Origin of the sequence: Streptomyces flavofungini, assembly GCF_014650815.1 — a bacterium.
GTDB lineage: Bacteria > Actinomycetota > Actinomycetes > Streptomycetales > Streptomycetaceae > Streptomyces > Streptomyces flavofungini.
The window spans coordinates 14,121-34,852 of the sequence record NZ_BMVR01000009.1 but is presented as its reverse complement, the minus strand read 5'-3'; the positions used below and the strand labels follow the sequence as shown (position 1 = coordinate 34,852).

The window sequence follows — 20,732 nt, the reverse complement described above, 5'->3', positions numbered from 1 at the left end:
GCCATGGACGAGCGTCCGGTGCGCGCCCAGGTACGCCCCGCCGTCGACGCCGACACGCTGATCGGCGAGATCGAGGGCCACCTGCTCGCCGAGGCCGCCCGCGCCGAGAGCCGCGCCGCCGCCCAGCGCTTCGCCCAGCGCCTCGACTGGCTGTCGCCCGCGGAGCGCGCGGAGGTGGAGCGCCTGTACGCCGAGGACCACCTGTCGGTGACCCGGCAGGCCTGGCGCCACATCGCGGGCCGCTGCCTGGACCTGCGCGCCGAGTACGAGGAGCGGTACCGGGCGCTGCGGCGGCGGGTCCTGGCGGGCGGCCTGCTGGCGGCGGGGGTGCTGGTGGGGGTCGGGACGGTGCTCGCGCTGTCCTGAGCGGTCCGGCTCCGGCAGCCGGGGGGCCGCCGGAGCCGGGGCGCGCGGCCGTGCGCGGCAGGGGTCGGAGCGGGGTGCCCGTGGCCCGCGCGCTTCGGTACGGGTCAGAGCGGCAGCCCGTAGCCTTCGCACCTCGGCTTGAAGTCCGCCTTGTCCGCACCGAGCGCGTTGACGACGTTCTGGGTCGTCGGCCCGTCCGTGAAGAGGCCCACGTGCCCGACCGGGTTCTTCGGGCACTGGTCCTGCACGACGATGTTGCGGACGTGGTCGCCCTTCAGGAAGCCGTTGCGGTACGGGCTGGCGATCAGGTCGTACTTGGTGGCGATGACGGTGTAGCGGACGCCCGGGACGGTGTCGCCGTCCGCCCACAGTGCCCGCTGGAAGTCGGAGCCCTCCTGCTGGTCCTTGAGGCCCTGCAGGTTCAGGTGGTCGAAGGCGCCGTTGACGATGCCGAGCACCCCCAGTGCCTTGCCCAGGTTCACCAGGCCGCTGAGGGTGGTGCCGTGGTTGGTGGGGGCGAGCGCGACGAGCCGGTCGACCTTCTGGGCGCCGCCGAGCCGCTTGATGTAGTAGTTCGGCATCATGCCGCCCTGGGAGTGCCCGAGGACGTTGACCTTCTGGGCGCCGGTGGCGGCGAGGACCTTGTCGACGAACGCGCTCATCGTCCCGGCGGACTTGGCGACGCCGGTGAGGCCGCCGACGCGCCCGCCGAGGTCGAACGGGCTGCCCATGCCGTAGTTGAAGGCGTAGACGCAGTGGCCCTCGTTGGCGAGCGTCGGGCCCATCTTGACCCAGTTGGCGCCGAGGTTCACGCCGGTGCCGTGCACGAGGACGACCGGGTTGGGGTGGGCGGCGCTCGGCCTGCAGTTCCAGTCGTTCACGCCGGTCACGGCGTTCGGGCTGAACAAGAAGTTGCGCACGCCGTCGGCGACGTCGCCGACGGGGTACTGCTTGCGCGGCTGTTCGTCGGCCTGCGCCGGGACGGCCGCGGCGGTGAGCGCCGAGGCGGCCAGGGCTAAGGCCGCTGCCCAACGGGCCGGTGCGGAGGTGCGGTTCATGGTTCCGGTCCCTTCGGATGCACGAGTGGGGGTGGCGCGAGTGGGACGACCGGACACCGGATTGTCATAGGCATGACAGGTCCGGGTCCAGAAATCTGAAACGACAGCACTTCAGATTTGGTTACTTGAAAGTAGGGCCACGGAAACAGCCGCGCAAGACATGCGCGTACGAGAATTTCCGCGCACGCCAAGGGAGTTGGCGCCGACGCGGCTGACCTGGGGCGACGCGGTCCGGGCGGGGCGCACGCGGCGCACGGGGAGGGCGGGTCGGCGGGGTCTCGCGATTACGCCGAGGGCCGGGCCGATCGCGGCCACGAGCCCGGGTCCTGCTCCTGCTCCGGCGCGGCCACCGTGGGAGCGCGGGTGGGCTGGACGAGCACCAGGGTGAGGTCGTCCGCGAGCGGGGCATCGCCGGTGTGCCGGCGGACCAGGCCCGTCAGGCCGTCCAGCGCGTCGGGCAGGGCGGGTTCGGCCAGCGCGGCGCGCACCGGGGGAGCGTCGAGCCGGAAGGGGACGCGGTCGGCGTCGCGGGCGTCGGTGAGGCCGTCGGTGTAGAGGAGCAGACGCTGGCCCACCGGCAGATGGACCCGCTGCGCGTACGGGGCGGGGCACAGGCCCAGCGGCGGCGAGGGCCGCGGCGGGGTGAGCAGGCACAAGCGGCGGCCGGTGCGCAGCGGGGCCGGATGACCGCAGTTGACGATGCGGACCTCGCCCGGGTGGAAGTCGGCGAGCAGCAGCGTGACGAAGTCCTCCGGGCCGAGCTCGGGGCGCAGCCGGTCGTCGAGGGCGTGGGCGAGCCGGACCGGGTCGGGCTCGGTGGCGGCGGTGCGCCGGAAGGCCGCGAGGACGGCGGCGGCCACCCGCATCGCCTGCGCCCCGTGCCCCTTGACGTCGGCGAGCAGCAGGCGGGGGCCCGCGGCGGTGAGCACGGCGTCGTGCACGTCGCCGCCGAGCAGGGCGTGCGGGTCGCAGGAACGGGTGTGCACGGCGAGGTCGACGTGGCCGACGCGGTCGGGCAGGGGGCGGGCCAGGGCCTCCTGGGCGGTGACGGCGATGCGGGTCACGTCGTCCAGCGCGCGCTCGGCGCGCGCTCGGGTGTGCGCCGTGAGCACGGCCCACAGCGAGACCGCGGCGACGTTCAAGGCGACGCCGAGTGTGCTCGGTCGGACGGACGAGGCGCCGAGCAGCGTCACGGTGACGGCGACAGCTCCGAGCGCGGCGGTGACGCGCGCCGACAGGCGGTGGACGGCAAGGAGCGGCCCGATCAGCGGCAGCCCGTACGAGGGAACGTGCGCGAGGAGCTCGACCGAGGCCGCGACGGCCTCCGCGCCCGCTGCCGCGGCCAGCCATTTGCGCCGTGTTCCCACTGCGTCCCCCTGGTCGTTCGGCGAAGTCCGGTTTCTCCGCGCACGGCCCCTGTGTGCGGGGTACTGTGCCAGCTTCGATGACGGTCCGTGGCCGATTCGCCACAGCCTGCGCGGCGGCCGTGCGATGTCGGCAGCATGGGACGGACTGCCTCGGGCACGACTCAAGGGGGGCGAACGTGGCGGAGCTGCGGGGACCGGAAGCGGGCGGCCTGCCACCGGGGCGGGACGCGGGGCTCGTCGGCAGACAGGACGAACTGGCGGAGCTGTACCGCCGGTTGGAGCGGCACCGCCTCGTCACGGTGAGCGGGGTCGGCGGGGTCGGCAAGACCCGCCTCGCCCGGCAGGCCGCGCTCGGCCTCCGCCCGCGCTTCCCCGACGGCGTCTGGTGGGTGGAGCTGTCGCCGCTGGCGGACGGCGCGCTGCTCGCGTACGCGATCGCCGAGCCGCTGCCCCTGGTGGACCAGAGCGGACGGCCGATGCTGGAGGCGGTCGCCGAGTATGTGGCGGGGCGTGAGCTGCTGCTGGTCCTCGACACCTGCGAGCACGTGGTCCAGGAGTGCGCCGACGCGGTCGCGGCCCTGCTGATGGCGGCCCCGGGGCTGCGCGTGCTCGCCACCAGCCGCCGCCCGCTCGGCCTGTCCGTCGAGGACGTCGTGGCGCTCGCCCCGCTGCCCGAGGCGGACGCGCGGGCGCTGCTGTCCCTGCGCGTCGGCGAGGCGGCCCCCGGCGGCAGCTACGACGACAGTGCGGCGGCGGCGCTGTGCCGACGGCTCGACGGGCTGCCGCTCGCCATCGAACTGGCCGCCGCCCGGCTGCGGGAGATGCCCCCGGCCGAGCTCAACCGGCGGCTCGACGACCGCTTCGAGGTCCTGGGCGAGACCCGGCAGTCCGTGCACGAGGCGGACCCGCCCTGGCACCAGGCGCTGCGCACCGCCATCGGCTGGAGCCACCAGCTGTGCACCCCGGCCGAGCGCCTCGCCTGGGCCCGCCTTTCCGTGTTCGCCGGGACCTTCGACAAGGAGGCGGCCCGCCGGGTGTGCGCGGACGACCGCCTGCCCGCCGCGGACGTGTCGAACCTGCTCGCGTCGCTGGTGCAGAGTTCGATCGTGGAGTGGGTGCCCGCCGGGTCCGAGTCGCGCTACCGGATGCTGGACACCATCCGCGAGTTCGGGCTGTTCTGGCTGCGCGGACTCGGCGAGGAGCAGGCGGTGCGCCGCCGCCACGTCGACCACTACACGGCGCTCGCGCGCACCGCCGAAGCCGCCTGGGCGGGCCCCGACCAGGCGGCCTGCTACCAGCGGGTGAACGCCGAGCACGCCAACTTCCGGGCCGCCCTCGAAACCTGCCTCGCCGACGGCGACGGGTACCGCGCCCAGGACGTGAGCGGCACCCTGTGGTTCGTCTGGTTCGCCTTCGGCTTCACCACGGAGGGCCGCCACTACCTGGACCGGTCCCTGGCCCTGGGCCACACGCCCGGCCACGTCCGGGGCAGGGCGCTGTGGGCCAGCGGCCTGATCACCCTGCTCCAGGGAGACGCCGAGACGACCCTCCGCACGGCCCGCGCCCTGCGGGACGCGACGGCCGACACGGACGACCCGACCGCGCCGCAGGCCACCGCCTATCTGACCGGCGCCGCCTTCAGCCTCAGCGGGCGGCACGCGCAGGCGATCGAGACGTTCGGCTCCGTTCCGCACGCCCGGCCCGCGTCCGGCCGCTACGACGCGGCCTGGGGCCTGATCCGCACCGCCCGCGCCTTCTCGCACGTCTGCCTCGGGCAGTTCGACGAGGCCGCGGCCGTCTCGGCGGAGCTGTGCGCCGAGTGCGCCCGGGGCGGCGAGCTGTGGCTGCACGCGTACGGCGACTACACGCGCGCCCTCGCCGAGCTCTCCCGGGGCCGGTCCGCCGAGGCCGTCACGCACGCACGCGCCGCGGTCCGGGGCAAGCTCCGCTTCCGCGACAGCCTCGGCATGGCGCTCGCCCTCGATCTCCTCGCCTCCGCGTCCGTCGCCTCCGGGGACGCCGGGCAGGCCGCCCGCCTGCTGGGCAGCGCCGACCGGCTCTGGCAGACCATCGGCAGCGACCGCGTCGGCTCCCAGGAGTTCGCCGCCGCGCGCCGGGCCTGCGAGACGGCGGCGCGCGGCCTCATCGGCGGCGAGGCGTACGGGGCCGCGTTCCGCACAGGGTACGAGGGCGACGTGGACGCGGTCGTCACGGAGGCGTTGGCGGTGTGACCGCGGGGCCCCGGGGAACCCGGCGCGCGGGATCCGGTTGCGCGACAATTTCCGGGTAGGGGCGGGAAGTTGACGGTGGACCGGGCGAGGGGAGCGGGATCGGTGCTGTCCGACGAGGCACGGGACGCGCGGCGGGCCGCGCGCGCGTACGGGGGCAAGTCCGCCGAGCAGCGCCGGGCCGAGCGGCGACAGCGGCTCCTGGAGGCGGGCGTCGAGCTCTTCGGCGCCGGACCCGGCGCGTACCGCTCCGCGTCGGTGGCGACGCTGTGCGCGCGGGCCGACCTGTCGACGCGGCAGTTCTACGAGGAGTTCCGCAACCTCGAAGAGGTGCTCGCCGTGCTCCACGGCCAGGTGCAGAAGGCGGCGCAGGCCGCCATCGTGGAAGCCCTCGCCACCGCGGCGGAGGGCAGCGTCCGCGAGCGCGCCGACACCGCGTTCCGCGCGTACGCCCGCGTCCTGACGGCCAATCCGCATCTCGTGCGGATCGCCTTCGTCGAGGTCACGGGCGTCAGCCCGGAGCTGGAGAAGCAGCGCCTGGAGGCCCGCAAGGGCTGGGTGGACCTCCTGGTCGCCGCCCTCGACGAGGCCGCGGCGCGGGGCGAGATCGGCGCGCGGGACTACCGGATCGCGGCGCGGGGCTTCGTCGCCGCGGTCAACGGGCTGTTGTACGACTGGACGGCGGGGTACGTCGACGCGAGCCTGGACACGATCGTGGACGAGCTGATGCTGATGTTCATGGGGTTGCTGCAGCCCCCCGACGGGGGCGCCTAGGCGGCGGGCGCTGCCGGGGCTCAAGGCCCGGCAGGGGCGCGGGATCCGGCAGGGGCCCGGACGTCGGTGGGCTACAGCTCCGGCGGGCCCTGCTCGATCCGGCGCAGCACCGCGTCGAGCCGGTCGAGGCCGGGGCCGGTCTGGAGCTGGCGTTCGTCCCACCAGGTGGCGCCCGCGTCGCGGAGGGGGCCGAGGAGGTCGCGGGTGCGGGCGGCGTCGCCGGGCGTGGCGCCGCCGAGGACGATCTCGTACGGTGCCGCCGGGTCCTCGCGGTGCTCCCGCACGTACGAGATCAGCTCCCGCACTTCCGCCGGCGGCGGGATCTCCCCGTGCCGGGCCGACTCGAACAGCGGGACGGCGCCGTCCCAGCGGGCCGCGCGGCGCATCGGCGGCCGGTTCGGCCAGAAGCCCGCGATCCACACGGGCGGGCGGGGCCGCCGCACGGTGGCGGGCAGCAGCTGCACGTCGTCGACGTGGAAGTGCTTGCCGTGGTGGGTGACGCTCTCCCCGGACCAGTACCGGTTCAACAGGCCGAGCCCCTCGTCGAGCAGCTCCGCGAGCACCCTCGGCTCGGTCGGCTCGCCGAAGCTCGCGTACTCGTCCTCGACCGGGCCGCCGAGCCCCGCCCCGAAGATCACCCGCCCGCCGCTCAGGGCGTCCAACGTGGCGACCTGCCGGGCGAGTTGCTGCGGCCGCCGCCGGGCCACGGGGGTGACCAGCGTGCCGAGCCCGATCCGCGCCGTGGCGAGCGCGGCCGCCGTGAGGAGCATCCAGGGGTCCCCGAAGGGCTTCCCCCGCTGCGCCTCCTTGTCGTGCACGACGTGGTCCCACACGAACAGGCCGTCCCAGCCCGCCTGTTCGGCCGCGGCGGCGACCCGGGCGACGACCCGTGCGTCCGCGAAGTCACCGAAGTTCGGAATGTTGATCGAGAAGCGCATTCCGGCATGGTGGCGCGGGGCGTCGGCGTCCGGCAACAGGATTGCCCGGCCGCCGTGTCGCCGTGGACGCCCCGCCGACGCATCGGAACGGCCCTAGTCGGCCTGCGGGCTTGCGTCCGCCTGCTCGCGCAGCACCCGATGGCGGAGGTAGACGACCTGGGAACCGAACATCCGGGTCTCCACGAGTTCGAGATCCACCCGGCGCTCGCTCCGCGGAAAGAACGGAATGCCACCGCCGACCAACACCGGGTAGACCACGGCCCGGTACTCGTCGATCAGCCCCGCGGCGGCCGCCGCCGCGGCGAGCGTCGCCCCGCCGATCGCGATGTCGCCCTCCCCCGGCTCGGCCCGCAACCGCTCGATCTCCTCGGCCACACCACCGGAGGCCAGGCGGGCATGGCCCCGCACCGCCGACAACGTCTTGGAGAACACCACCTTGGGCAGCGGGTTCCAGAGCCCGGCCCACTCACGGCCCGCGTCGTCGAGCGACGGGTCCTGGTCGGCGGTCTCCCAGTACAGCATCGTCTCGTACAGCCGCCGCCCCAGCAGGTGGACGCCGACGTCCTGGATCTCGTCGATCCAGAAGCGGAAGACCTCCGCGTCGGGCTCCGTCCAGTCGAACCCACCGTCCGGCCCGACGATGTACCCGTCCAGTGAGACGCTCATCGAATAGGTCACGCTGCGCATCAGCAGTCCTCCTCGGCAACGCGTTCGACAGTAAGTCCGCAGGCGTCGCGGCGCGCCGTGCGGCTCGCAGAATCTCCCCTATGGATCTCGTCCCGCCGATAGCCTTTTACGCGTCAGCGTGATGGGCCAGGGGGTGAGGGGCGCCAGGTGCGGACGATTCTCAACGGCCGGTCGCGGCAAGCCCAGTCGTATCGGCGGCAGGCACATTCGTATCGCTGGACGCCGTTGTCGACGATTGTCGCGTTCGGGGTGTGCGGGGCTCTGGTGATATCCGGTTGCGGGGCCGGGGATTCGGAGGGGCGTTCGCCCAACGGCTCCCCGAACGGGTCCTCGAACGGGTCGGGGAATTCGTCCGGGGGGACTTTCGGGGACGACGGCGGCAGTTCTTCCCACGGCTCCGGGGACTCCGGCTCCGGGGGTTCGCCGGACGGGGGTTCGTCGGGTACGTCGTCGGGCAGCGGGGAGCCCGGGTCCGCCGCTTCCGGGGGCTCCAGGAAGGGCGACGGCTCCGGTGACTCCGGCAGTTCCACCTGGGACGGGGGCGGCAGCGGGGGTTCCACCTGGAAGCCCGGGGACGGCTCGGGCGGCAGGTCGCCCAAGCCCCGCCCGGAGCCCGAGCCGGAGAAGGAGTTCTCCTGGACGCCGCCCGGCCCCGATTCCCCCGCCTTCGACGCGATGAACACCAACCACATCTACGACCTGGTGCACAACCGGAACTGCCAGCGGGCCAGGGACTGGTACGAAACGGCGGGGCCGGGGAGGCGGCAGCAGAATCCGGCCGGGTGGAAACTCATCAGCGGCCTGATCGGCGCGTGTTTCGCCGTCGGCGGGCAGCAGAGCGAATGGCGGACCGTGACCGAGGCGTACGACGCCATCAGGAATCAGCCGTCCGGGGACTGCAAGTACGTCGCCGGCCGCCGCACCCTGGGACAACTGGCCGAATTCCGCGCCGCCCACCCGAAAGGGAAGATCCGTATTCGCCCGGCACCGGCGAGCGTGCAGGCCTGCCCCCCGGGCATCACCGAGATGCGCCCCAAGACGGTGGTGCCCGGGGACACGGTATGGGTGCGGGGGACCTGGCCCAGCGAGGTGACGGCCCACCTGGACGGTCGGGAGGTGCCCCTCGTCCCCGACGCCAACTGGCCCTCCTGCTGCCACAACACCACCGTGAAGTTCGACGTGCCGGCGGACATGCCCGAGGGGACGGTACGGGTCACCCTGCGGGCCAGGAGCATCACCCTGGACGCGGGTCCGCTTGAGCTCAGTCGCTTCTGATCATGTCCCCGCCGCGACCGCGCATCGGGTCCTGGGCCGGTTCCCTGACGGCACGCCTCCGGGGCCCGCGCCCGGCACCGCCGCCCGCCCCCGTGCCCGCACCCGCCCCTGAACCCGCCCCCGACCCGACGCCGGACCCTCCTCCACCCGCTCCACCCCCAGCACCCCCGCCGGACCCCCCGGCCCCGGCCCCCGACAGCCCCGCCCACCCCGGCTGGATGGAGCTCCTCGGCACCATCGGCTCCCTGGTCTCCCTCTTCGCCGCCGTCCTGTTCTACTTCGGCTGGGCCAGCACCGACGCCGAGACGCGCGCCTTCGAACTCCGCGACTCCATCTTCCGCCTGTCCACCAGCGACTACCTGCTGCGCAGCGTCCAGGCCCTGTTCCTGCCCGCCTGGCTGGTCGTGGGGGCGCTGCTCGCGGCCGTCGTCCTGCGCGAGTGGCTCACGAGGCACCCCGGCCGGGCCGAGTCCCTGGTGCCGCGCCTGCGGTGGGGCTGGCTGCTGCCCGTCGCCCTCTTCCCCTTCTACCGCCTGCACCCGGCCCTCTTCGAGCTGGCCATCCCCCTCACCGCCATCCCCTGCCTCCTCGCGACGGCGTACGCGCACACCCGGTCCACCGGACCCGGCGCCGCCGAGCGGCGTCATCGGCTGCACATCTGGGCGCTGACCGTGGTCCTCTGCGTGCTCTCGCTGTTCTGGGCGGTCACGTCGTACGCCGGGATCGTCGGCCGCGGTCGCGCCGAGGAAGCCACCCGGACGGTGAACACGCCCGCGTTCCCCAGCGTCGTGGTCTTCAGCGAGAAGGACCTGATGATCCGCGGGGACGGGGTCTGCGACCAGCGCGTGAGCGCCAAGGGCAGCGCGTACGCGTACCGGTACTCGGGACTCAGGCTGTTCTATGTGTCCGGGGACCGGATCTTCCTCGTGGGGAGGAAGTGGCGCCCGGCGCAGGGGACGTTGTGGACGGTGCGGGAGAGTGCGGCGGTGCGGGTCGAGTACGTGAGCGGGCCCCTGGGCCGTCGGCCGGGGTGCCGCTAGAGGGGATCACCGGCGCCGCCGCCCTCACCCTCACCCTCGCCCTGGTTGAAACCCCGGACGGCGAACTGGCTGAAGACGGACGGGGGTTCCTGCTTGTCGGGGCCGTGACGGACCGGTGGGGAGTTACCGTGCTGGCGGAGCGCGCGGGCAAGAACACCTGGTGCGAGTGCGGCGACGGAGAGGCAGGCGAGGGAACGGCATGGCGAGATCCCCTGTGACGCCGGAGGAACTGATCGCCCGGTACGGGCTCGAACCGCTGCCCTTCGAGGGCGGGCGTTTCCGCCAGATGTGGGCCGGGCCACCGGACGCCGCGACCGGCCACCCCGCCGGTACGGCGATCATCATGCTCCTGACGTCCGCCGCGGGCGACTTCTCGGCGCTGCACCGCCTCCCCACCGACGAGGTCTGGCACTTCTACCAGGGCGACCCGCTCGACCTGCTCCTCCTCCACCCCGACGGCGCCGACGAGCTGCGGATACTGGGCGACGGGGACGGGGAGGAGTTCCAGCTCGTCGTGCGCGCGGGGACGTGGATGGGGGCGCGGGTGCGGGACGGGGGTGAGTGGTCGTTGTTCGGGACGACCATGGCTCCCGGGTTCCTGGAGTCGGATTTCGAGGGTGGGGATCCGGACGCGTTGGCGGCGCGCTATCCGCAACAGGCCGAGCTGATCCGGAGGTTGTGCCGTGTCGTCTGAGGGTGGGTTGCCGTCGCTGGCGGGGCGGGTGGTGCTGGTGACCGGGGCGAGCGGGCTGCTCGGGGGCGGGATCGCGCGCAGCTTCGCGCGGGCCGGGGCGGCCGTCGTCGTCCACTGCAACCGAGGGGTCGAGCGGGCTCGGGAGGTGGCCGAGGAGATTGGCAGGGCGGGTGGGGAGGCCCTCGTCGTCGCCGCCGATCTGGCGGAGGAGCGGGAGTGCCGACGGCTGGTGGCGGAGGCCGCCGGTTGGCGGGGGCGGCTTGATTCCCTCGTCAACAACGCCGGGGTGCAGCCCGTGCAGGCGCTGGACGGGATGACGGCTGACGACTGGCGTCGGCTGTACGACGCGAATGTCACCAGTGCGTTCTGCTGTACGCAGGCCGCCGCGGGGATCATGGCCGGGCAGGACGGGGGTGGCAGCGTCACGCACATCGCGTCCATCGAAGGGCATCAGCCCGCCGTCGGGCATGCGCACTACAGCGCGGCCAAGGCAGCGCTGATCATGTTCGCCCGGGCCGCCGCGGTGGAGTACGGGGGGCGTGGCGTGCGGGTCAACTCCGTGTCCCCCGGGTTGATCGGGCATCCCTCACTGGCCTCGGACTGGCCCGAGGGGGTCGAGCGGTGGGGGCGGGCCGCGCCGCTCGGCCGGTTGGGGCGGCCCGAGGACGTGGGGGCCGCGTGCGTGTTTCTCGCGTCGGACGCGGCGGGTTGGATCACGGGGACGGACCTGGTGGTGGACGGCGGAGTCAGCGCACGCAACACGTGGTGACCCCGCGGGGCACCTAGGGCCTCTCCGACCCACACCGCGGAACTTCTCCGCCCCGCCCCTTCCCGAACCCACGCCCGCAGCGTCTCTCCGACCCACGCCCGAAGCACCTCCCCGACCCACGCCTCGGAACTTCTCCGGCCCGCCCCGGCAAGGTTCCAGCCCGTCGTGGGGGTCCCCCTGCTCCTTAAGAGCTTGGGGGAGTTTGAGGACGAGGCGCGCAGCGCCGATCGGGGGCGGACCGTCCCACCCGAAGGGGACACCCACCCCCGGGGTCCAGGGGCAGAGCCCCGGGATCGGAGAAGGGGCGGGATGGGGGAGCCCCCGGCAGGGACACGGCAACGGCCGCCCCACGCGCGGGGAGAGCGCGGGGGCGGCCGTCGTCGCGGTGGGCCTTCGGGCCGGGGCGGACCCTGGGGCCAGCGGGTCTCAGAGGCTGGGCCTCGGGACCGTGCCGGCGGCCCCGTCGGCGGCGGGCGCGGCAGCACCCACCGTCTCGCGTCCAGCCTCCGGGACCACCACCGCGTCCTCGGGGGCGCCGTCCGGTGCGGGGGCGCGGTCCTTCATCAGGAGCAGGGAGAGGGCCGCGGCGACGAGGACACCCACAGCGCCTGCCACGAAGCTCGCGGACATCGCCTCCGTGAAGGCGTCGCGGGCCGTGTCGATCAGGGCCGTGTTGCCGGTGCGCGCGGCCTCCGCGAAGGCCTCGACGATGGACTCGTCGGCCTTGCCGGGGGTGTCGGCGGGCATGTTGCCGCCGTACGTGCTGGAGAGGATGGAGCCGAGGACCGCGACGCCGAGCGCCGCACCCCCCTGCTGGACCGTGTCGTTGAGGGCGGAGCCGACACCGGCGTGCTCGGCGGGGACGGCGCCCATGAGGGCGGCCTGTGCGGCGGGCATCGCGAGGCCGCCGCCCATGCCCATGAGGACCATGGCGACCGTGACCATGCCGAAGCCGTCGCCGGGCTGGAGGGTGGTGAGGGTGAAGAAGCCGGCGGCGGTGATCGTCAGACCGAGGGCCGCCATCACCCGGTTGCCGAGCTTCTGGCCGAGCGTGGCGGCGAGGGTGTTGAAGACGAGGGAGGCGATGGCGAGGGGCGCGAAGGCCCACCCGGTGTCGGTCGGCGAGTAGTCCAGGACGAACTGGAGGTACTGGCTGAGGACCAGCATCAGGCCGCCGTTGGCGAAGGTCAGGAGCACGATGGAGAAGCTGGCGCCGGTGAAGACCCGGTTGCGGAAGAGGGAGAGGGGCACCATCGGCTCGGCCACGCGGGTCTCCCAGACGCCGAAGCCGACCAGGCTGAGCACGCCCACGATCGCGGCGACGTACACCTTCGGGTCCTCAAGACCCACCTTCGGCCACTCGGTGATCGTCCAGACGAGCGCCACCATGCCGACCACCGAAAGGACCATGCCGACCGGGTCGGCCTTGCGCCAGGGGCCCTTGGACTCGGGCATCAGGACCAGGGCGGCGACGATGGCGAGCACGGCGATCGGGACGTTGATCAGGAAGACGGCACCCCACCAGAAGTGACCGATCAGCGCACCGCCGAGGACCGGGCCGCCGACCAGGCCGACCATCGCCACGGCGCTCCACGCGGCGATCGCCTTGGGCCGCTCGTCCTCGTCGAAGACGGTGATGAGGATCGACAGGGTGCTGGGCATGATCAGCGCGCCGCCGACGCCCATCAGGACGCGTCCGGCGATGAGTTGCTCGGGTGATTCGGCGACCGTGGCCAGCAGGGAGGCCGCGCCGAACAGCAGCAGGCCGATGACCATCACCTTGCGCCGGCCGAACCGGTCCGAGAGCGACCCGGAGGTCAGCAGGAGGCCCGCGAAGACGAGCATGTACGAGTCGAGGATCCACTGGAGGTCCGAGGCGCTCGCGTCCAGGTCCTCCGCGATCGGCGGCACCGACACGGTGAGCACCATGTTGTCGACCACCAGGACCAGCGTGCTCAGGCAGAGCACGACCAGGATCAGCCAGCGCTTCGGATCCCGCACGGCCGCCTTCGCGGCCGCCGCCTTCGTTTCCGACCCGTCCATCTCGGACCTCCCCTAGCGAGTGTTTACGTACGACGTTCGCCGCCTCCGCACACTGTACGGAGACCGCACAGTGTTCGCAAGCCCCGAACGCCGTGCGTCGACGCGCTAAAGTGGCGGGGACGAGACGCACACGCCGAGCAGTAAAGGGGTGGCCGCATGCCACGCGCCGCGCAGCCGACCAAGCCGTCGTCCGACCCGTCGACCGGGTCCGTGTGGACCCGTCCACAGCGCTCCCGCCGCGAACAGCCCGCGCTCAGCCGCGACCAGATCGTGGCCGAGGCCATCGCGCTCCTGGACTCCGACGGCATCGAGGCGCTGAGCATGCGCAAGCTCGGCACCCGCCTGAACGCCGGGGCCACCTCGCTCTACACGCACGTCTCCAACAAGGACGAGCTGATCGAGCTGGTCGTGGACCGGGTCTACGGCGAGATCGAGGTACCGAAGCCCGCCTCCCGCGCCGAGTGGCGCGCCGCCGCCCTGGAGTGCGGCAACAACGTGCGCGCGGCGATCCTCGGCCACCCCTGGATCGCCTCCGTGCTCGGCGAGATGGGCATGTCGTACCTCGGCCCCAACATGATGCGGCTCTCCGAGGACATGCTCGAACTCTTCGAGTCCGGCGGCTTCGACCTGGTCCGGAGCGAGACGGCCCTCAAGACCATCTGGTCGTACGTCCTCGGCACCGCCGCCACCGAGGCCGCCTGGCTGACGGCGCTCGCCCGCAGCGGGCAGAACGAGGAGGAGTGGGTGCGGCAGGTGTCGGCCGTCGCCGTCCAGGCCATGGAGCCCTATCCGCGGACGCGGAAGCTGCACGCGCAGCTGAGCCGGGACACGGTCGACGAGACGCGCCGCAGCAACTTCGACCTGGGGCTCGACTGCATCCTGGACGGCCTGGAGGCGCAGCGCGGGAAGTAGCGCGCACGCGTGGCCCCCCGCCCGTGGCCGCCGCGCGTGTCCGGGCCCCGAATGGCCCGCTCCACGTGGCCGTCCGCCCGCGGTCGCCGGAGGCTCGGGGCATGGACTCTGCACAGCGCGACACCGGTTCCCCGGCCGCCGGCACCGCCGCCTCCGGCAGCACCCTGTTCGCCGGTGTCCTGATGCTCGTCAACGGCGTCCTCAGCGTCCTTGCGGGCATCACGGGCATCGCCAAGGACGACGTGTACGCCCGCCTCGGCGACTACGTCTACAAGTTCAACCTCACCACCTGGGGCTGGATCCACCTGGTGCTCGGCATCGTCGTCGCCGTCACCGGGTGGGGCGTCCTCAAGGGCATGGAGTGGGCGCGGGGGGTGGGCGTGGGGCTCGCGGCGGTGGGCATCGTCGCCCAGTTCCTGTGGCTGCCGTACACACCCCTGTGGGCGCTGGTGTCGATCGCGCTCGGCATGTTCGTGATCTGGGCGCTGTGCGCGGACGGGACGGGCCAGGGCGACTCCGCCCCGGACCGGCCCGCCTCGGACCGGCCCGGCGCCGCCCCCGGCCTGTGAACCCGCCCGCCGCCGCCCTCAGCGACGAGCTCGTCGCCAAGTGGACCTCCCCGCAGGGCACCCGGCTCCTCGCCGCGGGCGCGAAGATCGTCGACGGTCTGCTCGCACTCGGCCCGCTCACCCACGAGCGGGCCGGGCGCATGCTCGGCTGGCCGCCGCACGAGGTCCTGCCCCGCTTCGAGGCCATGGACTTCAAGCTGGAGACCGACCCCGACGGCAACATCATCGGCGCGGGCGTCTCCCTGAACGCCGACCGCCCGCACTCCATGGAACTGCGCGGCCGCACCGTACGCGGCTGGTGCGCCCTGGACGCCCTGATGTTCCCCGTCGTCCTCGACGAGGCCGTCTCCCGCATCAGCTCCCGCTGCGCCGCCACCGGCGAGCCCGTCCACGCCACCGTCACCCCGACGGGAGTGCGCGACGTCCACCCCGCCACGGCCGCCGTCACCCTCGCCCCGGCCACCGGCGCCGACATCCGCGACGTCTTCTGCGACCGCGTCAACTTCTACGCCAGCGAGGCCCTGGCCACGGACGCGATCCTCGCCGACACGGACCTGGCGGTGTGCTCGACGGCGGAGGCCTGGGCCGTGGGCAAGCGGCTGGCCGACCTGTTCTGAACAGGCTGAACAGTCCGAAAAGGCGGAACAGTCCGAACAGCAGGGGCGGGTGGGCGGGGGCGGCGGCCTAGAACGCGGCCGGTCCCCCGTTCGCGGCGAGGACGTCCCGTACGGTCCGGATGAACGCGTCCGCGCGCGACCCCGTCCCCCCGGCACGCCACACCAGCGCCACATCCGCCGTCGGCAGGTCGTGCACGGGCACGAACGCGATGTCCGGCCGCGCGTAGTACGTCTCCACGGAAGCGATCACCGGGGAGACCCCCTGCCCCGTGGCGATGAGCGTCATCAGCTCCTGGAACGTCGCCACCGCCTGCCCGCGCCGGATCTCCCGGCCGCTCGGCGTGCGCGGCGGCACGTGGAAGTCCCACCAGTACGCGGGCGCGCCGCCCGCCACCCGGAAGAACGTCTCGCCCGCCAGCTCCTCGAAGGACAGGGAGGTCCGGCCCGCGAAGCGGTGGCTGCGGGGCATGGCGAGGACGCGGTGTTCGTTGATGACGACCGGGCCCACCGTCAGGTCGGGCTCCTCCACCGGCAGGCACGTGAACAGCACGTCGATGTCGCCCGCGCGCAGCGCGCCCAGCGGGTCCTGGAACTGCGTCTCGCGCATCCGCACCTCGCACCCGGGGCACCGCTCCCGGAACAGCTTCAGGATCGGCTGCGTGAGCGACCCCGCCCCGGACCCGAGGAAGCCGACCCCCAACTCCCCGTCGATGCCCCGCGCCTGGTCCTTGGCGCGCGCCACGGCCTCCTCCATCCGGTGGTGCAGCGGCGCGAGCTCGTCGTACAACTGCCGTCCGAGCGGGGACATCCGCACCACCCGGCTGGTGCGTTCGAAGAGCGGGGCGCCGATCTTGCGCTCCAGCCTCTTCACGGTTTGACTGACCCGCGCCTGCGAGAGCAGCAGCCGCTCGGCGGTGCGGCCGAAGTGCAGCTCCTCGGCGAGGGTCAAAAAGGTCTGAAGTTCCTGTCGTTCCACGACGCGCTCCCCCTGGCATAAGCCGCTGACCTGCATCGATAAGCCCCAGCGCGACGATCGTTGCACGGATCGCCGTTGATGGGCCAGCGAGATCGGCGGATCTTGGAGGAGTCGGAGCGGCAAACCGCCGCACCGGCCCCCGGATCCGGGAAACCCCGGTTCCCCCGTGCCAACTCCCAGGAGCTTCCGATGATTTCTCGTGCCCGCACCCTCGCCGTCGCCGTCGCCCTCGCCGTCACCGCCGGTACCGCCGTCACCGTCGCCCAGGCCTCCGACCACACCGCCGCCCAAGGCCGCCACGCCGCCGGGAAGGGGGCCGCCTGGTCGGCCGCCTGGGCCGCGTCACCGCAGCGGCCGAGCACCGGGTTCAAGGCCAACTGGTCCGAGGCGGGCTTCGACGACCAGACCGTGCGGCAGGTCGTCCGCGTGACCGAGGGCGGCGACAGAGCCCGCGTACGCCTCTCCAACGCGTACGGCGCGTCCCCGCTGGAGATCGCGAGCGCCACCATCGCCCGCACCGAGGGCGGCAAGGGCGCGGGCGTCGAGCGCGGCTCGGTGCGCCCGCTGACCTTCGGCGGCAAGAAGTCCGTGACCGTCCCGGCGGGCGGCCAGCTCTCCAGCGACGCCGCCGGGCTCGGCCTGGACCGCTTCGAGTCCGTCACCGTCACCCTGCACCTGGCCCGCACCACCGGGCCCGCCACCTTCCACGCCCAGTCCTTCGCGACCAGCTACCGGGCCGACGGCGACCACACCCGCGACACCGGCGCCGCCGCCTTCAAGGAGTCCACCGAGTCCTGGTACTACCTGTCCGGCGTGGACGTGGCCGACAGCCGGAAGGAAGGCAGGCACTCCTCGAAGCGGGACGGCGTCGTCCTCTTCGGCGACTCCATCACCGACGGCTTCGCCTCCTCCACCGACCTCAACCGCCGCTGGTCCGACGCCCTCGCCGAGCGCCTCGCCAAGTCCGGCAAGCCGCGGCCCGTCGTCAACTCCGGCATCGGCGGCAACATGGTCCTCAACGACTCGGCCTGGTACGGCGCCAAGGGCACCGGACGCATCGGCCGGGACGCCCTCGACCTGCCCGGCGTCGGCACCGTCGTGATCCTCGAAGGCCTCAACGACATCGGCTACAGCGAGACCGACAAGCCCACCTACAAGCCCGCGCCCGTCGTCAGCGCCGACGAACTCATCGCCGGGCACCGCAAGCTGATCCGCGCCGCCCACGACAAGGGCCTGAAGGCCGTCGGCGCGACCCTGCTGCCGCTCGGCGGCTCCGACCACTACGGCGAGCGCGCCGCCGCGGTCAGCAACGCGTTCAACGAGTGGGTGCGCACGTCGGGTGAGTACGACGGCTACGTCGACTTCGACAAGGCCCTCGCCGACCCGGAGAACCCCGAGCGGATCCGGCCGTCGTACGACAGCGGGGACCACCTGCACCCGAACGACGCCGGGTACGCGGCGATGGCGCGGGCCGTCGACCTCGGCTCGCTCTGAGCCCGGCGGTCCGCCGCACCGGCGGACCGGATCACCGACCGACCGGCACACCGAAGGACCGGATCACCGACCAACCGGCACACCGACGGACCGGCCGCCCCGCACCGGGGCGGCCGGTCCGTTCCCGTGTCACTCCCGCGTGTAGAAGCGGTAGAACGTCACCGCGAACACGCTCGCGGCCACCACCCCCGCCATCCCCACCGACCGCAGCACGCTCGCGTCGGTGAGGCTGTAGAGGAAGCCGAAGGACACGCCCGCGAGGGTCGCCCAGGCCGCGGCGCGCAGCTCGCGGGGCAGGGCGGGGGCGAGGTGGCGCACGGCCGCGTACAGGACGCCGAAGGCGACGCCGGAGACCACGCCGAAGAGGACGTTCCCGCTGGTGATGGGCCCGCCGCCGCGGTTGTTCGCGGCGGCCCAGAGGCCGTAGACGACGGCGAGGAGGACGGGGCCCGCCCAGGTGCCGGAGAGCGCGCGGACGCTGGGAAGACTGTGTGTGCCGGGTGCGCCGGGCGCGCCGTGTGCGGTGTGAGCCATGACGGCTCCTCTCTGCTCACGCCTTGCGGCGTACTGCTCACGCCTTGCGGCGTCCCATCAAGGAAACACCCGTACGACCCCGCGCTCCACCGGAGCCCGTGCGACGCTGGGAATCAGCCGGGATTCGGCTGCGAGTCAGCTGGGACTCGGCTGCGAACCAGCTGGTACTCGGTTGCGAACCAGCCGGAAAACAGCCACTCGCTCCCCCGCGCCCGGAGCGATGAGTTTTCGCCACGGGCCCGGTCTCCCCTCATGACGAGCCGCTGACGAAGCCGCTGAGAAGCGACCGACGAAGCAGCCGACGAAGCAGCCGACGATCCTCACATCGGAGGGCGCAGGGACATGAGCAGCAAGCAGCCGCACCGAGACCCCGGGCCCGGCGGCCTGGCCATCGAGACCGCGGGCCTGGTGAAGACCTTCGGCGACAACCGCGCCGTCGACGGCGTCGACCTCGCCGTCCCCGCCGGCACGGTCTACGGAGTGCTCGGGCCGAACGGCGCGGGCAAGACGACGACCGTGAAGATGCTGGCCACCCTGCTGCGCCCGGACGGCGGCGAGGCACACGTCTTCGGCCACGACGTGGTCCGCGAGGCCGACACCGTCCGCGGCCTCGTCAGCCTCACCGGGCAGTACGCCTCCGTCGACGAAGACCTCACCGGCACCGAGAACCTGGTGCTCCTCGCCCGCCTCACCGGCCACGCCAAGAAGGCCGCGTACAGCCGCGCGGAGCAGCTCCTCGACGCCTTCGGCCTCGGCGACGCCGCGGCCCGCCAGGTGAAGCACTACTCGGGCGGCATGCGGCGCCGCATCGACATCGCCGCGTCCATCCTCAACACCCCCGACCTGCTGTTCCTCGACGAGCCGACCACCGGCCTCGACCCGCGCAGCCGCAACCAGGTCTGGGACATCGTCCGCGCGGTCGTCGGCCACGGCACCACCGTGCTCCTGACCACGCAGTACCTGGACGAGGCCGACCAGCTCGCCGCCCGCATCGCCGTCATCGACAAGGGCAAGGTCATCGCTGAGGGCACCAAGGGCGAGCTGAAGGCGTCCGTCGGCGCGGGCTCCGTCCACGTCCGCCTGCGCCACGCCGAGCAGCGCCCCCAGGCCGAGGAGGTCCTGCGCGTCGTGCTCGGCGCCCGGGTCCAGCTCGAACCCGACCCGGTCGCGCTCACCGCCCGCGTCGGCGGCGGCCCGGCCGACGGCCGGGGTGCGGCCGAGCAGGCGTCCCGGGCGCTCGCCGAACTGGCCCGCACCGGCATCACCGTCGACAACTTCTCCCTGGGCCAGCCGAGCCTCGACGAGGTGTTCCTCGCGCTGACCGGCCACCCGAGCGAACCCTCCGGCGCACCCGGCCCGGACGGCTCGGACTCCCCGAAGGACCTGAAGGAAGCAGAGGCCGCCCGATGAGCACCGCGACCACCACCGAGGCCCAGGACCTCGCGCCCGTCCGTACGGAGTCCCTGGCCGAACTGCTCATCTCCAAGGACCGCCCGCAGCGGCCCAGCGCGCTCTCCGCGTCCCTGACCTTCGGCTGGCGCGCCATCCTCAAGATCAAGCACGTGCCGGAGCAGCTCTTCGACGTCACGGCGTTCCCGATCATGATGGTGCTGATGTACACGTACCTCTTCGGAGGGGCGCTCGCCGGATCCCCGCGCGAGTACATCCAGTACCTGCTCCCCGGCATCCTGGTGATGTCCGTCGTCATGATCACGATGTACACGGGCGTCTCGGTCAACACCGACATCGAGAAGGGCGTCTTCGACCGCTTCCGCTCGCTGCCGATCTGGCGGCCCTCGACGCTCGTCGGCTACCTCCTCGGCGACGCCCTGCGGTACGCGATGGCGTCCGCCGTGATGCTCACCGTCGGCGTCATCCTGGGCTTCCGCCCCGACAACGCGCTGGGCGTGCTCGGCGGCGTACTCCTGCTGCTCGTCTTCGCGTTCGCCTTCTCCTGGGTGTGGACGATGTTCGGCCTGCTGCTCCGCACCGAGAAGTCCGTCATGGGCGTCAGCATGATGGTCCTGTTCCCCCTGACCTTCCTCAGCGACATCTTCGTGAAGCCCCAGACCATGCCGGGCTGGCTGCAGGCCTTCGTCAACAACAATCCCGTCACCCACGTCGCCTCCGGCGTCCGCGGCCTGATGGCGGGCGAGTGGCCGGGCGCCGACATCGCGTGGAGCCTGGGGTGGGCGGGGCTGCTCGTGGCGGTGTTCGGGCCGGTGACGATGCGGCTCTACAACCGGAAGTAGTCGCTGTACGCGGCCGGGGGCGCCCGCCGCCCGACGGGCGCCGTACGGAACCGCCGCGCGGCGCGCCGAGGCCGTCCCACAAAGGCGGGGATTCCTGCCCCCATATGCAGTGACCCCGGTCGCACCGCACGCCGCCGGG

The 20,732-nt window shown here is 73.1% G+C and carries 20 protein-coding genes; 13 read left to right on the top strand and 7 right to left on the bottom strand.

What is annotated here, in order from left to right; all coding sequences use genetic code 11:
- Positions 1–3 precede the first annotated feature (3 nt).
- A complete protein-coding gene (locus tag IE274_RS23575) occupies positions 4–366 on the top strand; it encodes a hypothetical protein (protein ID WP_233102583.1) in 363 nt (120 codons plus the stop codon).
- A gap of 104 nt (positions 367–470) precedes the next feature.
- Here the strand turns inward: IE274_RS23575 and IE274_RS23570 are convergent, their stop codons facing one another.
- Together IE274_RS23570 and IE274_RS23565 are read right to left on the bottom strand one after the other, a co-directional pair.
- Positions 471–1,424 (bottom strand): esterase/lipase family protein, encoded by a 954-nt coding sequence (locus tag IE274_RS23570; RefSeq protein ID WP_190117864.1) that lies wholly within the window; start codon positions 1,422–1,424, stop codon positions 471–473.
- A 284-nt stretch (positions 1,425–1,708) separates the two neighbouring features.
- Complete coding sequence (locus IE274_RS23565; protein ID WP_190117863.1) at positions 1,709–2,791, bottom strand: PP2C family protein-serine/threonine phosphatase; 1,083 nt, start codon at positions 2,789–2,791, stop codon at positions 1,709–1,711.
- Between the two features lie 176 nt (positions 2,792–2,967).
- Between IE274_RS23565 and IE274_RS23560 the strand changes: the two genes are divergently transcribed.
- Both IE274_RS23560 and IE274_RS23555 read left to right on the top strand, forming a co-directional pair.
- Positions 2,968–5,022 (top strand): ATP-binding protein, encoded by a 2,055-nt coding sequence (locus IE274_RS23560; protein WP_190117862.1) that lies wholly within the window; start codon positions 2,968–2,970, stop codon positions 5,020–5,022.
- A gap of 102 nt (positions 5,023–5,124) precedes the next feature.
- Positions 5,125–5,793 (top strand): TetR/AcrR family transcriptional regulator, encoded by a 669-nt coding sequence (locus IE274_RS23555; protein WP_229909754.1) that lies wholly within the window; start codon positions 5,125–5,127, stop codon positions 5,791–5,793.
- Between the two features lie 71 nt (positions 5,794–5,864).
- Here IE274_RS23555 and IE274_RS23550 read toward each other — a convergent pair whose 3' ends face one another.
- Together IE274_RS23550 and IE274_RS23545 are read right to left on the bottom strand one after the other, a co-directional pair.
- Positions 5,865–6,731 carry an LLM class flavin-dependent oxidoreductase gene (locus tag IE274_RS23550; RefSeq protein ID WP_190117861.1) on the bottom strand — a complete coding sequence of 289 codons (867 nt, stop codon included), beginning with the start codon at positions 6,729–6,731 and terminating at the stop codon, positions 5,865–5,867.
- A gap of 93 nt (positions 6,732–6,824) precedes the next feature.
- Positions 6,825–7,418 (bottom strand): dihydrofolate reductase family protein, encoded by a 594-nt coding sequence (locus tag IE274_RS23545; RefSeq protein ID WP_190117860.1) that lies wholly within the window; start codon positions 7,416–7,418, stop codon positions 6,825–6,827.
- Between the two features lie 225 nt (positions 7,419–7,643).
- Between IE274_RS23545 and IE274_RS23540 the strand changes: the two genes are divergently transcribed.
- The 4 genes from IE274_RS23540 to IE274_RS23525 all read left to right on the top strand — a co-directional run bounded on the left by IE274_RS23540 (position 7,644) and on the right by IE274_RS23525 (position 11,196).
- Positions 7,644–8,693 carry a hypothetical protein gene (locus IE274_RS23540; RefSeq protein WP_190117859.1) on the top strand — a complete coding sequence of 350 codons (1,050 nt, stop codon included), beginning with the start codon at positions 7,644–7,646 and terminating at the stop codon, positions 8,691–8,693.
- Positions 8,694–8,911: 218 nt separating this feature from the next.
- Positions 8,912–9,733, top strand: coding sequence for a hypothetical protein (locus tag IE274_RS23535; RefSeq protein WP_190117858.1), 822 nt, complete (start codon positions 8,912–8,914; stop codon positions 9,731–9,733).
- 199 nt (positions 9,734–9,932) lie between these two features.
- Positions 9,933–10,427 carry a cupin domain-containing protein gene (locus IE274_RS23530; protein ID WP_190117857.1) on the top strand — a complete coding sequence of 165 codons (495 nt, stop codon included), beginning with the start codon at positions 9,933–9,935 and terminating at the stop codon, positions 10,425–10,427.
- A complete protein-coding gene (locus IE274_RS23525; protein WP_229909753.1) occupies positions 10,417–11,196 on the top strand; it encodes an SDR family NAD(P)-dependent oxidoreductase in 780 nt (259 codons plus the stop codon). Before IE274_RS23530 ends, IE274_RS23525 begins: the two co-directional genes overlap by 11 nt.
- 426 nt (positions 11,197–11,622) lie before the next feature.
- On the opposite strand, the gene IE274_RS23520 is transcribed toward IE274_RS23525, so the two are convergent.
- Positions 11,623–13,239 carry an MFS transporter gene (locus IE274_RS23520; protein WP_190117856.1) on the bottom strand — a complete coding sequence of 539 codons (1,617 nt, stop codon included), beginning with the start codon at positions 13,237–13,239 and terminating at the stop codon, positions 11,623–11,625.
- A gap of 156 nt (positions 13,240–13,395) precedes the next feature.
- Between IE274_RS23520 and IE274_RS23515 the strand changes: the two genes are divergently transcribed.
- From IE274_RS23515 to merB, 3 genes are all read left to right on the top strand, one after another.
- Entirely contained in the window at positions 13,396–14,151 is a 756-nt protein-coding gene (locus IE274_RS23515; protein ID WP_190117855.1) for a TetR/AcrR family transcriptional regulator, read from the top strand.
- A gap of 101 nt (positions 14,152–14,252) precedes the next feature.
- On the top strand, positions 14,253–14,720 hold the full coding sequence (locus tag IE274_RS23510; protein WP_229909752.1) for a DUF7144 family membrane protein: 468 nt from the start codon (positions 14,253–14,255) through the stop codon (positions 14,718–14,720).
- A complete protein-coding gene (gene merB / locus IE274_RS23505) occupies positions 14,717–15,337 on the top strand; it encodes an organomercurial lyase (RefSeq protein ID WP_190117854.1) in 621 nt (206 codons plus the stop codon). Before IE274_RS23510 ends, merB begins: the two co-directional genes overlap by 4 nt.
- Before the next feature lie 67 nt (positions 15,338–15,404).
- Here merB and IE274_RS23500 read toward each other — a convergent pair whose 3' ends face one another.
- Positions 15,405–16,313, bottom strand: a complete 909-nt coding sequence (locus IE274_RS23500) for a LysR family transcriptional regulator (RefSeq protein WP_190117853.1) — start codon at positions 16,311–16,313, stop codon at positions 15,405–15,407.
- A gap of 189 nt (positions 16,314–16,502) precedes the next feature.
- Between IE274_RS23500 and IE274_RS23495 the strand changes: the two genes are divergently transcribed.
- Complete coding sequence (locus IE274_RS23495) at positions 16,503–17,807, top strand: SGNH/GDSL hydrolase family protein (protein ID WP_190117852.1); 1,305 nt, start codon at positions 16,503–16,505, stop codon at positions 17,805–17,807.
- 129 nt (positions 17,808–17,936) lie between these two features.
- Here IE274_RS23495 and IE274_RS23490 read toward each other — a convergent pair whose 3' ends face one another.
- A complete protein-coding gene (locus IE274_RS23490; RefSeq protein ID WP_190117851.1) occupies positions 17,937–18,341 on the bottom strand; it encodes a hypothetical protein in 405 nt (134 codons plus the stop codon).
- 342 nt (positions 18,342–18,683) lie between these two features.
- On the opposite strand from IE274_RS23490, the gene IE274_RS23485 reads away from it, so the two are divergent.
- Together IE274_RS23485 and IE274_RS23480 are read left to right on the top strand one after the other, a co-directional pair.
- The gene (locus IE274_RS23485) at positions 18,684–19,751 is read left to right on the top strand and encodes an ATP-binding cassette domain-containing protein (protein ID WP_190117850.1); all 1,068 of its coding nucleotides are present in this window, start codon (positions 18,684–18,686) and stop codon (positions 19,749–19,751) included.
- A complete protein-coding gene (locus IE274_RS23480) occupies positions 19,748–20,593 on the top strand; it encodes an ABC transporter permease (protein WP_190117849.1) in 846 nt (281 codons plus the stop codon). The genes IE274_RS23485 and IE274_RS23480 overlap by 4 nt, the downstream gene beginning before the upstream one ends.
- The last annotated feature ends 139 nt before the right edge of the window (positions 20,594–20,732 follow it).

Coding starts and splice junctions, on each gene's coding strand:
- IE274_RS23575 (WP_233102583.1), top strand. CDS start 4: ATGGACGAGCGTCCGGTGCGCGCCCAGGTACGCCCCGCCGTCGACGCC.
- IE274_RS23570 (WP_190117864.1), bottom strand. CDS start 1,424: ATGAACCGCACCTCCGCACCGGCCCGTTGGGCAGCGGCCTTAGCCCTG.
- IE274_RS23550 (WP_190117861.1), bottom strand. CDS start 6,731: ATGCGCTTCTCGATCAACATTCCGAACTTCGGTGACTTCGCGGACGCA.
- IE274_RS23545 (WP_190117860.1), bottom strand. CDS start 7,418: ATGCGCAGCGTGACCTATTCGATGAGCGTCTCACTGGACGGGTACATC.
- IE274_RS23535 (WP_190117858.1), top strand. CDS start 8,912: ATGGAGCTCCTCGGCACCATCGGCTCCCTGGTCTCCCTCTTCGCCGCC.
- IE274_RS23530 (WP_190117857.1), top strand. CDS start 9,933: ATGGCGAGATCCCCTGTGACGCCGGAGGAACTGATCGCCCGGTACGGG.
- IE274_RS23520 (WP_190117856.1), bottom strand. CDS start 13,239: ATGGACGGGTCGGAAACGAAGGCGGCGGCCGCGAAGGCGGCCGTGCGG.
- IE274_RS23515 (WP_190117855.1), top strand. CDS start 13,396: ATGCCACGCGCCGCGCAGCCGACCAAGCCGTCGTCCGACCCGTCGACC.
- IE274_RS23510 (WP_229909752.1), top strand. CDS start 14,253: ATGGACTCTGCACAGCGCGACACCGGTTCCCCGGCCGCCGGCACCGCC.
- IE274_RS23495 (WP_190117852.1), top strand. CDS start 16,503: ATGATTTCTCGTGCCCGCACCCTCGCCGTCGCCGTCGCCCTCGCCGTC.
- IE274_RS23490 (WP_190117851.1), bottom strand. CDS start 18,341: ATGGCTCACACCGCACACGGCGCGCCCGGCGCACCCGGCACACACAGT.
- IE274_RS23485 (WP_190117850.1), top strand. CDS start 18,684: ATGAGCAGCAAGCAGCCGCACCGAGACCCCGGGCCCGGCGGCCTGGCC.
- IE274_RS23480 (WP_190117849.1), top strand. CDS start 19,748: ATGAGCACCGCGACCACCACCGAGGCCCAGGACCTCGCGCCCGTCCGT.